The organism is Luteimonas sp. RIT-PG2_3, assembly GCF_054902115.1.
Map to the genome: position 1 here is coordinate 237,997 of NZ_JBUBPF010000006.1, position 10,787 is coordinate 248,783.

The 10,787-nt window shown below is 68.2% G+C and carries 10 protein-coding genes and 1 tRNA gene; 4 read left to right on the plus strand and 7 right to left on the minus strand.

From position 1 onward, the window contains the following. Positions 1–243: 243 nt before the first annotated feature. The 4 genes from ampE to ACYX7E_RS12190 form a co-directional block, all read right to left on the minus strand. A complete protein-coding gene (ampE, locus tag ACYX7E_RS12175) occupies positions 244–1,161 on the minus strand; it encodes a regulatory signaling modulator protein AmpE (RefSeq protein ID WP_462080840.1) in 918 nt (305 codons plus the stop codon). A 26-nt stretch (positions 1,162–1,187) separates the two neighbouring features. Beyond that, positions 1,188–2,036: an NAD(+) diphosphatase gene (nudC, locus tag ACYX7E_RS12180; RefSeq protein ID WP_462080861.1), complete on the minus strand. Its 849-nt coding sequence runs from the start codon at positions 2,034–2,036 to the stop codon at positions 1,188–1,190. 82 nt (positions 2,037–2,118) lie between these two features. After that, positions 2,119–2,496 carry an iron-sulfur cluster insertion protein ErpA gene (gene erpA, locus ACYX7E_RS12185; RefSeq protein WP_462080841.1) on the minus strand — a complete coding sequence of 126 codons (378 nt, stop codon included), beginning with the start codon at positions 2,494–2,496 and terminating at the stop codon, positions 2,119–2,121. Between the two features lie 149 nt (positions 2,497–2,645). After that, complete coding sequence (locus ACYX7E_RS12190) at positions 2,646–3,410, minus strand: DUF6776 family protein (RefSeq protein WP_462080842.1); 765 nt, start codon at positions 3,408–3,410, stop codon at positions 2,646–2,648. A 126-nt stretch (positions 3,411–3,536) separates the two neighbouring features. Between ACYX7E_RS12190 and ACYX7E_RS12195 the strand changes: the two genes are divergently transcribed. The 3 genes from ACYX7E_RS12195 to ACYX7E_RS12205 all read left to right on the plus strand — a co-directional run bounded on the left by ACYX7E_RS12195 (position 3,537) and on the right by ACYX7E_RS12205 (position 8,822). Then, a complete protein-coding gene (locus tag ACYX7E_RS12195) occupies positions 3,537–4,112 on the plus strand; it encodes a DUF4126 domain-containing protein (protein ID WP_462080843.1) in 576 nt (191 codons plus the stop codon). Positions 4,113–4,397: 285 nt separating this feature from the next. After that, positions 4,398–6,266 (plus strand): EAL domain-containing protein, encoded by a 1,869-nt coding sequence (locus ACYX7E_RS12200; RefSeq protein ID WP_462080844.1) that lies wholly within the window; start codon positions 4,398–4,400, stop codon positions 6,264–6,266. Positions 6,267–6,293: 27 nt separating this feature from the next. After that, positions 6,294–8,822 (plus strand): hybrid sensor histidine kinase/response regulator, encoded by a 2,529-nt coding sequence (locus ACYX7E_RS12205; protein WP_462080845.1) that lies wholly within the window; start codon positions 6,294–6,296, stop codon positions 8,820–8,822. 69 nt (positions 8,823–8,891) lie between these two features. On the opposite strand, the gene bfr is transcribed toward ACYX7E_RS12205, so the two are convergent. From bfr to ACYX7E_RS12220, 3 genes are all read right to left on the minus strand, one after another. Then, a complete protein-coding gene (bfr, locus tag ACYX7E_RS12210) occupies positions 8,892–9,371 on the minus strand; it encodes a bacterioferritin (protein ID WP_462080846.1) in 480 nt (159 codons plus the stop codon). Positions 9,372–9,602: 231 nt separating this feature from the next. Beyond that, entirely contained in the window at positions 9,603–9,824 is a 222-nt protein-coding gene (locus ACYX7E_RS12215; RefSeq protein ID WP_462080862.1) for a (2Fe-2S)-binding protein, read from the minus strand. Positions 9,825–9,952: 128 nt separating this feature from the next. Further along, on the minus strand, positions 9,953–10,540 hold the full coding sequence (locus ACYX7E_RS12220; protein ID WP_462080847.1) for an RNA pyrophosphohydrolase: 588 nt from the start codon (positions 10,538–10,540) through the stop codon (positions 9,953–9,955). 144 nt (positions 10,541–10,684) lie between these two features. On the opposite strand from ACYX7E_RS12220, the gene ACYX7E_RS12225 reads away from it, so the two are divergent. Further along, positions 10,685–10,761: transfer RNA gene (locus ACYX7E_RS12225), tRNA-Met, on the plus strand. Positions 10,762–10,787: the final 26 nt, after the last annotated feature.

The following is a 10,787-nucleotide window of genomic DNA, read 5'->3' on the forward strand; positions in this document are numbered from 1 at the left end:
GCTGACGCGCGAGGCAATGCCTCGTGGACTGTTGCGGACTCCCGCTGCGCGTGGATCCCATTCGATACTTCCCTAACGCCATCCATGGCGCGACACCCGTGCTTCGGACAGGCCAGCCACGCCATCCATGGCGTGGCGTGACCAGGCCTGCGAACCTCTGGTTCGCAAGCAGGCCGTGTCACCCAGCCGGGCGAAGCACGCCGGGCGTTCGCTGACGCGCGAGGCAATGCCTCGCAAGCCGCGTCAGCTCACCCAACCCGCGATGATGAAGATCGCGATCGTCGCCAGCCAGACCAGCAGCACGCGCCAGACCAGGCTCATCGCATCGCGCAATTCAGGCAACGGCCCCAGCTCCAGCACCAGTGCACTGCCCAGCGGGATGCCGGATTCGGCGTACTCTTCGGCTTCGTCGGCGATCTCGCTGCGCACGCAGGCGCGCGCGGCGGCATCCAGGAAGCCCAGGCCCAGCGCCAGCGTGGCGCCGCCAGCCTCCTTCCATGCGGCGATCACCGCGTCGAAGTTGCCGACCAGTGCCAGCGAGAACGTCAGCAACTGCGCCGCCGGCCAGTCCAGCACCGCCAGCAGCGTGCGCGCACCGGAGACCGTCCCTGCCGGTAACTGGGCGGTCACCGCATCTTCCGCCGCCACCGCCGTCAGCCGGTACAGCAGCGCACCGAACGGCCCCAGCAGCACGAACCAGAACAGCACGCCGAACCAGCGGCGCAAGGCGCTGCGGAACACCGCTTCGACCAGCGCAGGGCCATCGATCGCCACTCCCAGCAGGCCCGCGGCCGGATGCAGGCGCGCCGCCGCCTCGCGTCGCTGCAATGCGGACGGCGCATCGACGATCGCCGCGACATCCTCGTCCAGGTCGCGCGGACCCCAGCTGTGGAACAACACCAGGATCGCCAGCAGCAGCGAAGGCAGGCCGAACAGCACACCGTCGAGCGCAAGCTGGAACAAGACCAGTACCAGCAACACCGGCAGCAGCGCCAGTGCGATGCCCCAGGGCCCGCGCCAGACGCTGTCCGGTGCGCACTTGCCGTCGAGCCAGCGCAGCCAGCCATGGAACCAGCCGTGGTCGCGCAGTGCGGAAGACAGGCCGTGCGCAAGATGGCCCAGCACGAGGACGACGACGACGGAGAGCAGGGTCGTGAACATCTGCCGATTCTATCCCTGACGCCGCTTCAGCAGGCCGGGTCGCCGAGGCCCTTGAGGCCATCGTGGTACCAGCGCTCGATCAGCCAGCGCGAAATCGACAGCCGTGGCGACAGCAGCAGGCCGGCCTCGGCAGTCTCGCCGCGCAGGGCCGCGCCGACTTCGGCATGCGTGAACCAGCGCGCGTCCTCGAGTTCCTCGTTGGCACGAGGTTCGTCGGGCTCGGCCTCGGCGATGAAGCCCAGCATCAGCGACGACGGAAACGGCCAGGGCTGCGAGGCCAGGTACCGCGAACGGCGCACGCGCACCGCCGACTCTTCCCAGACTTCGCGCACCAGCGTCTGCTCCAGCGTCTCGCCCGGCTCCACGAAGCCGGCCAGCGTCGAATAGCGGCGGGCGGGCCAGGACGCCTGTCGGCCGAGCAACAGGCGTTCGCCATCGCTGACCGCGACGATGATCGCCGGATCGGTACGCGGATAGTGTTCGGCCGCGCAGCCGGGGCATCGGCCCAGCCAGCCGGCGCGCTCATAGACCAGGGCGACGCCGCAGACGCTGCAATGCCGGTGGCGGCTGCGCCAATGCATCACCGCACGGGCCTGCGCGAAGGCAGTGGCCTGCACCGCGGGCCAGCTCGCGGCCGCGCTGCGCAGGTCGATGCGGGCGGCCTGCGGATCGAGGTCCGCATCGGCCATCGGCAGCGCGAACCAGGGTTCGTCGCCATGCAGCCCCAGGAACACCGCCTGCGCGTCCAGCGCATCGGCAGGCCCGGGCAACGCCGCGACATGCAGGCCGTCGGCATCGCCGAGCGCCTGTCCCTGGCTGTCTATCAACAACAGTCGCGCGCGCGGCCACAAGGCCTGCAGGCGTGCCGGATCCATGCGCAGGTGCTCGGCGCGATCGAGCGCGCCATCGACGAAAGCGAACGCGGTCGACGCAGCCCCGGGACCGGATGTCACGCAGTCAGACCGTGAACGAGGAACCGCAGCCGCAGGTCGACTTGGCGTTGGGATTGCGGATCGTGAACTGCGCGCCATGCAGGCTCTCGCTGTAGTCCACCGCTGCACCCATCAGGTACTGCAGGCTCAACGGATCGACCAGCAGGGTCACGCCGTCGGTGGCAATGGCCAGGTCGTCCTCGCCCTGCTGCTCGTCGAACTCGAACCCGTACTGGAATCCCGAGCAACCGCCGCCCTGGATGTAGACCCGCAGCTTCAGCGCCGGATTGCCTTCGTCGGCGATCAGCTCGCGCACCTTGCCGGCCGCCGCAGGCGTGAAATCGAGCGGACGATCCAGTGACAGATAGTCAGGAACGGTCGGGAGGTCTACCAAGGTTGTCATGCTGCCCAGCATGGGGGCCGGCCGTCATGAGTTCAAGCGCGGCGGCGGGAATCTGCGTTTGGCCGGCCAGCGACCGCAGCGGCCATGCGCGCACGCTCAAATAACGGTCAGGCCGCTGTTCATCGGCGCCGGACGTGCTTCCGCGCGGCTCAGCCATCGTCGGCGGCATTGCCGCCATTGGCCGGCCGCGGCAGCGCATCGGCCCACGAGAACGCACGCTCCACGGCCGCACCACCGCCGGGCGCCAGCCGCACGTTGACGCGCAGTGGCGTGAAGCCTTCGGGCACCAGAAACTCGCCTTCGATCTGCTGGAAATACTTGAACGAGTACTCGCGCCCCGGCGCATTCTCCTGCTGGCGCAGGTCCGACCAGCCCAGCCGCTTCAGCTTGCCGTCCTGGGTGCCTTCCAGCGACAACGACAGCCGGCCACTGCTGACCGCGCCGCGATTGAGGTTCTGGGTCAGCGTCGCCGTGTAATGCCAGACGCCATCGGCCTGCGGGCGCAGGTTGAGCTCGTGCACGCTGAGCCCGCGCCGTTGCGCGGTCGAGCCGACGAAACGTTCGTAGAAGGCGACGTCGGCCCGCAACGCGGAGATTTCCTCCTCGCGCTCGGCCAGCGTGCCCTGCAGCTCGCGGTTCGCGTCCCGGCTGATCTGGTCCGAACGCCCAAGCGTCGCGACCTGCTGCTCCAGCGCCTCGATCCGGGCCTGCTGGCGGGCGGGCTCGGCCGTGCCAGCGCCACCCCCGGCAAGGGTCTTCCAGAGGCCCCAGCCACCAAACAGCAGCAGGGCCAGCGCCACGCCAAGCATCGCGTACAGCCAGCGCGTCGGCAGCGCTGCTGCGGGAGCGGACGCGCCGGAGGGCGCTGCGCCAGGCGCGGCAGGTCGCTCGGGGGCGGGAGTCGGAGAGGACATCGGGTCGGTCATTCCAAGGGTATAGCGATGCCCTTAAGCATGCGTCAAGCCGACGGGGTTCATATACTGCGACCGCGCGGCCCGTTTGGCCGCTGTTCCGGCTCGGCCGGCTGCAGGGGGCATGCAATGTCGGAAGTCCATCTGTTCGCGATCGGGGTCATGCTGGCCTGGTTGGCCGGGATCCGGGTGTATCTGACGGTCTTCGGCATCGGCCTGGCCGGGATGTTCGGCTGGCTGGACCTGCCACCGGCGCTGGAGGCGACCACGTCGCCGTGGGTGCTGGGCGTCTCCGGCGCGCTCGCGGTCGCCGAGTTCTTCGCCGACAAGATCCCGGGCGTCGATTCGGGCTGGGACCTGCTGCAGACGCTGGCGCGCGTGCCCGCCGGGGCTTTCCTGGCGGCGGCCGCGTTCTCGCCCGACGGCCAGTTGGGCGCAGGCATGCTCGCCACCGGCGCCAGCGTGGCGCTGGGCAGCCACCTGCTGAAGGCCGGCTCGCGCGCATTGCTCAACACCTCGCCGGAACCGGTCAGCAACTGGTCGGCCTCGATCGCCGAAGACACCGTATCGGTCGGCGTGCTGGCGCTGCTGTTCTCGCATCCCTGGATCGCGCTGGCGATCGTGTCGACCGTGACCACGCTGGTCGCGCTGGGACTGTGGTGGATCTGGCGCAGGCTGTTCCGGCGCGCGCCCAAGCCCGCCTAGAATTGCGCATACTGTCGCAGTCCCTTGCGGCCCTCCTGCGTTCAATGCACGGATCGCCGGATGTCCTGGTGATGGCTTGCGATGACGTCCCGTGTCTGCGCGCCGGACCCGGGCGCCTCGCGGAGACACGCAGGGGACACGCAACGACACCTGACGACACACCATGGATTGCTTGCCCAGGGGGATGCATGAGGAAGGCCGCGACCACGCCGGCAGACAGTTCGCATGCCTCGCCGCACACCACGGCGCGGCACCACGCCCTCCTGACCTTGCCCGGGAACCCGCATGTCCTCTGATGCAGACTGGACCGGCAGCGTGACCAACGCCTCCGGTGCCGATCATCGCCGTCGCGCCGAATTTCCACCGCGCCACTTCTGGCGCCGCTGGGTCGGCGACGCCGCCGCGCCGGTCGCACCACGCGACGAGACCGCCGAACAGCTCGCCGAAGTCCCGGCCTACCTGGCCGCCCGCGGCAACGCCCAGTCCGCGCCCGTCGACGCGCCCTATCGCGTGCTGATCGTCGAGGACGACCCGAGCCAGGCGCTGTTCGCCGAAACCGTGCTGCACGGCGCCGGCATGCAGGCGCAGGTCGCGTCGGTGCCGACCGATGTCATGGTCGCGCTCGATGGCTTCGCACCGGACCTGATCCTGATGGACCTGCACATGCCGGGCATGGATGGCGCCGAACTGACCGGCCTGATCCGCGAGAGCGCGCGCCACCAGCACGTGCCGATCGTCTTCCTGACCGGCGACGAAGACCCGGAGCGCCAGTACGAAGTGCTCGAACTGGGCGCCGACGATTTCCTGACCAAGCCGGTACGTCCGCGCCACCTGATCTCCGCGATCGAGAGCCGCGTCCGCCGCGCGCGCGCACTGAACCGCCCCGCCGCCAGCGACGACCCGCGGCATCCGCCCTCCGGCCTGCTGGCGCGCGCACGCATGCTCGAGCGCCTGTCGCAGGACGTGCCGGTGCTGCGCAGCGGCGCGGTGTTCTTCCTCGAGATCGAAGGTGTCAGCGCCCTGCGCGACCGACTCGGATTCGATGCGCTCGACGGCATGCTGACCGAAGCCGGCCAGCGCATCGGCGAGATCGCGTCGCCGCATGCGACGACCCGCCTCAACGACAACACCTTCCTGGTGTTCGGCGCCGCGCTCGACGACAAGGATCTCCCGGCCTGGTCGCGCAGCCTGCGCGACGGCCTGGCGAACCACAGCTTCAGCGTCGGCGACGAAAGCCTGCGCCTGCGTTCGCTGATCGGATATGCCGCGCTGTCGCACGCCTTCAAGGACGGCGGCAGTGCTGTGTCCGCCGCCGAGCAGGCACTGCGCGATGCGCGCGGCACCAGCACCGGCATCGCCGGCTGGGAACCACCGCCGGAAGTCGACGTCGAGCGCACGCGGACGATCGGCGACATGCTGCGCGAGGCGCTGGCCAACAACGGCGTCGAACTGGCCTACCAGCCGATCGTCGCGGTCGCCGGCAACCAGGATGCGCAGTACCAGACCCTGATGCGCGTGCGCGATGCCAGCGGCCAGGTCCTGACCGCTGCGGAGATCCTGCCCGCCGCCGAAACCGCCGGCCTGGTCCACGAGCTCGACCAGCAGGTGCTGCGCCTGGCGATCTCGGTACTGCAGCAGCGTCGCGAGCAGAGCCGCCCGATCCGCCTGTTCGTGACCCAGTCCCCGCGCAGCCTGACCCGCGAGGGCTATGCCGAAGCGCTGCTCGGCGATCTCGCCATCGGCGGCATCGACGGCCAGTCGCTGGTCATCGACATCCGCGAGCAGGACGCGCTGGTGCATGCGATGTCGCTGCAGGACTTCAGCCGGCGGATGATGTCGGCCGGCGTGCAGCTGTGCCTGAGCCAGTTCACCGCCAGCACCGAGGCCAGCGCGCTGCTGGCGCACCTCCCCCTGAGCTTCGTCCGCCTCGCCTCGCGCTTCTCCAGCGACCTGGGCGACACCAACGTGCGCGACGCATTGCGTGCGGCGATCGACCATGCGCACCGGCAGGGCCTGCAGGTCATCGGACAGCAGGTCGAAGATCCGCAGTCGGCCGCCACGCTGTGGATGAGCGGCGTCGACTTCATCCAGGGCAACCTCGTACAGCGCGTCGCCGATGGGCTGGACTTCGACTTCCAACATTCGGTGCTGTAACAGATGATTTCGCGCGCACGACCTTCGATGTTGATGCTGCGCTGGCTGGCACTGGGTGCAGCGGCGGGCGCCAGCCTGACGATGGGCCTGCATGTCATCGGCCTCAAGGGACCGTGGCAGGGCATCGCGCTGGTGATGGCGCTGCTGACGACGTTTGCCGTCGTCGCCGTGATCTACCACCTGCGCAAGCGCGACCACCTGCTGGAAGAAGCGGTCGAGCGCTCGTATCGCGACGGCGCCGAACTCAGCGCGCTGCAGCATGAGCTGGCCCGCCATGCCGAACTTGAACAGGAACTGCGCCAGGCCAAGCAGGCGGCCGATTCCGCGGTGATGGCCAAGGGCGAATTCCTGGCCACGATGAGCCACGAGATCCGCACGCCGCTCAATGGCATCGTGCCGATGCTGGACCTGCTGATGCACTCCCCGCTGGCGCCCGACCATGCCGAGATGGTGCGCACCGCGTACACATCCTCGCAGCAGATGCTGCGCATCGTCGACGACATCCTCGACTACTCCAAGCTCGAGGCCAACAAGCTCGACCTCGAGACCACCAGCTTCAACCTGCGCGAACTGCTGGAAGGCGTGCTGCAACTGATGGAGCGCCCCGCGCACAGCAAGGGCCTGCGCCTGAACCTGCAGATCGACAGCGCGGTACGGCTGCCGGTGCGCAGCGATCCGATCCGCTTGCGCCAGGTGCTGGGCAACCTGATCAGCAACGCGGTCAAGTTCACCGATCGCGGCTCGGTCACGGTCAGCCTGCGCAAGCTCGGCGAGACCGCCGCACAACACCGCCTGCGCTTCGAAGTCACCGACACCGGCATCGGCATCTCGCCGACCGGGCAGTCGCGTCTGTTCCAGGCTTTCAGCCAGGCCGATGCCTCGACCACGCGTCTGTATGGCGGCACCGGCCTGGGCCTTGCGATCTCCAAGCGCATCGTCGACCTGATGGGCGGCCAGATCGGCGTCGACTCCGTCCTGGGCCAGGGCGCGACCTTCTGGTTCGAAGTCCCGATGCTGAAGGTGCATGGCGACATGCCCGCCGAGGAAAAGACCCCGCAGGACGGCCGCCTGCTGCTGCTCAGTGCCGACCCGCGCCTGCGCCTGCGCCTGAGCATGCTGCTGCCCAACTGGGGCCTGCGCATCAGCGCTGTCGAAACCACCCAGGAAGCCCTCGACCGCCTGCGGACCGCCGCCAACCAGGGCCCGCCCTGGGCCTATTCACTGGTGCTGGCAGACCTCAGCGGCATGCGCAACACCGCCCTCGCCCTGTATCGTAATCTTGGTCGGCAGGCGGTCTATGGCGACCTACGCCTGGTCTGCCTGTACGGCGATGACCCGATCGCCGAGGAACTGCAGCGCAGCGTGACCCTGATCAGCCGCCAGGCGCCCGACGCCGACCTGCGATCTGCCCTGTTCGGCCCTCCCGTCGAACCCCCACAAGACGATGAAATGTTCATGATGTCGCCTCCACCGTTCGGTCCGCCGCCACCTTCGTTCCCGCCGCCGCGCTCCGCCGGCCTGGCCACCGGTCCGGCCGCCGAGCAGGCGCCGGCCGCCGCGCCGCGTGCGACGGACCGCAAGCCGCGCGTGCTGCTGGTCGAGGACAACCCGGTGAACCTGATGGTCGGCCAGCGCCTGCTCGGCGTGCTGGGCATCACCTGCGACACCGCCGCCAACGGCGAACTGGCCCTGCAGCGCATTGCCGAATCGCGCTACGACATCGTGCTGATGGACTGCCAGATGCCGGTCATGGACGGCTACACCGCCACCCAGCGCCTGCGCGAGATCGAGGCCAGCGGCGGCGGGCGGCGGCTCCCGGTCATCGCCATGACCGCCAACGCGATGGCCGGCGACCGCCAGAAGTGCCTCGACGCCGGCATGGACGACTACCTGCCCAAGCCGGTGACCCGCAGTGAACTCGAGCGCTGCCTCAACCGCTGGTGGGATCCCGAGCAGAGCGAGCCCGCACCGGAATCCAGCGCAACGGCCCACGACAGCACGCAGGCCAGCGTCGCTCCCGTCGTTCCCGCCGCCCTCTCCACCCCGTCGTTCGAGGCGCCACCGCCAGTCGCGCCGGCCGCCCCCGTGGCCAGCCCTGCGCCCGCATCCTTCATTCCGCAGGCGCCGGCTGCAGTCCAACACGCGGCACCCGCGCCCGCAGCCTCCCCGGCCGCGGATCCGCAAGCGGGCGCAGTCAAACGCCCGCAGCCGGCGATCATCGACCACGACGTCATCGAGGAACTGCGTTCAATGCTGGGAGGCGAAGTGGATCGACTGATCGAGGTCTTCCTCGACGATTCGCCGCGACTGATCAATGACCTCGAAGCCGCGACGCTGGCGCCGGACTACGACGCCTTGCGCGATGCCGCGCATTCGCTGAAATCATCCAGCGCCAACCTCGGTGCGATGTCCTTGTCGGCAGCCGCCAAGCGCGTCGAACTGGCCGCTCGCGAGCGGTCGCTGGAACGCCCTGCCGTCGCCGTTGCGTTGATCGCCAATGAATTCCATCGCGCCAGGACCGCCCTGCTCGCGATGATGCAGGCGCCCCGGAACTGAGGGCGCCAACAATCGGGGGACAATCTGCCGCCGGCACGCATTGCGCGTCCGGCGTACCGCGCGATCAGCTCAGTGGCCGTCGCCGTCGATCTTGCTCTGCAGGTAGTTTTCCAGCCCCACGCGCTCGATCAGGTCGAGTTGTGTTTCCAGCCAGTCAACGTGCTCTTCTTCAGACGCCAGGATGTCGGCGAACAGTTTGCGGGTCACGAAATCCTTGACCTGCTCGCAGTAGGCGATCGCCTCGCGCAGCACCGGCAGACCGTCGAGTTCCAGCGCGAGATCGCACTTGAGCAACTCGTGCGGATTCTCGCCGATCCTCAACTTGCCCAGCGCCTGGAAGTTCGGCAGACCCTCCAGGAACAGGATGCGCTCGGACAGCACGTCCGCGTGCTTCATCTCGTCGATGGATTCCTTGTACTCATGCTTGGCCAGCTCATCGAGGCCCCAGTTCTTCAGCATCTTTGCGTGCAGGAAGTACTGGTTGATCGCCGTCAGCTCGTTGTAGAGCGCCTGGTTGAGGTATTTGATGACTTGCGCGTCGCCTTTCATGGCGTGCTCCAGATGCCGGGATGGCGAGCACTCTAACGCGTCCGGCAAGGCCGTGAAGAAACGCGAATCGTGCGCATTTCTTGGCACTTGGAAGCGCATGCCCGCGTGCGTCGCCAGACCTGTGAAGAGTCACAGGCGGCAGCGCAAGAATCAGCGCATGGACGAGACGGGAATGGACCGCTTGAGTGTCGGCATTGGCCGACGCAGCGGCGCGCAACGCGCGCCTGGACCTCAGGCCGCGTTGGCGACCGGGAAGGCCATCACGTGGCCGTCGAACTGCGGCAGCACCGGCAGCGGGATCGCCTGCAGCAGGTCCGACGCCATCGGCAGGCAGGTGCCACAGGTCGCACCACAACCGGTCCGCATCGTCAGTTCGGTCACGCTGGCACAGCCCGCTGTCGCCGCCTGGCGGATGTCGAGCTCGGTGACCCCGTTGCAGATACACACGTACATGGCATGACCATCGCAGATGATGTGCCCATTGAGCCAGACATGAGAATCAGTGTCAATTGTGAAGGATTCTTGTTCAGCATTCTTGGCGACGGAGCCAGAGCCCACGTCACCCCCCTCGCCCCAGGCCTTCAGACCCGGGACGGGTGCGCGCCGGACGACTTGCCCCGCCCACGCTGCCCGCGGCTGCGGGCGCCGAACCCCAGCGCCTCGCTGGAGGCAGACGGGATCGCCGTGCCACCGGCGATCTGGCGCGCAAACGGCGCCAGATGGCGCAGCGCGCTGGCATAGACCCCGCGCTTGAACACGACCACGTGCTCCAGCGGGTACCAGAAATCCACCCACCGCCAGTGGTCGAACTCGGGGGAATCGGTCGCATCCAGCCTCAGGTCGCTGTCCTGGCCCGTGAACTGCAGCAGGAACCACACCTGCTTCTGGCCGATGCAGACCAGGCGGTCGTTACGGCGGATCGCCCGCTGCGGCAGCCGGTAGCGCAGCCAGCCCGGCGTCACCCCGAGCACGGCGACATGTTCCGGCAACAGGCCGGTTTCTTCCTGCAACTCGCGGTACATCGCCTCGATCGGCGTCTCGTCGGTGTTCATCCCGCCCTGCGGGAACTGCCAGCCGTCACGACGCACCCGGCGCGCCCAGAAGACACGCCCGTCGGGATGCATCAACACGATGCCTACATTGGGTCGATACCCGTCCGGATCGATCACGATGCGGACTCCAGAAATCTACTGCGATCGACTCTGCCACGACTGGCCCGGGCCGACAAGCACGAACGACAGAGATTGACGGGGCCGTTCACATCCTAGAAAATTCGCAGTTCGCCGCGCCCATCCATGCTCGGCACCGTTTTCGGCTATGTAGCTCAGCCGGTTAGAGCACAGCACTCATAATGCTGGGGTCGGTGGTTCGAGTCCACCCATAGCCACCAGGTTCCCTTTGGGAATCAACGTCTTG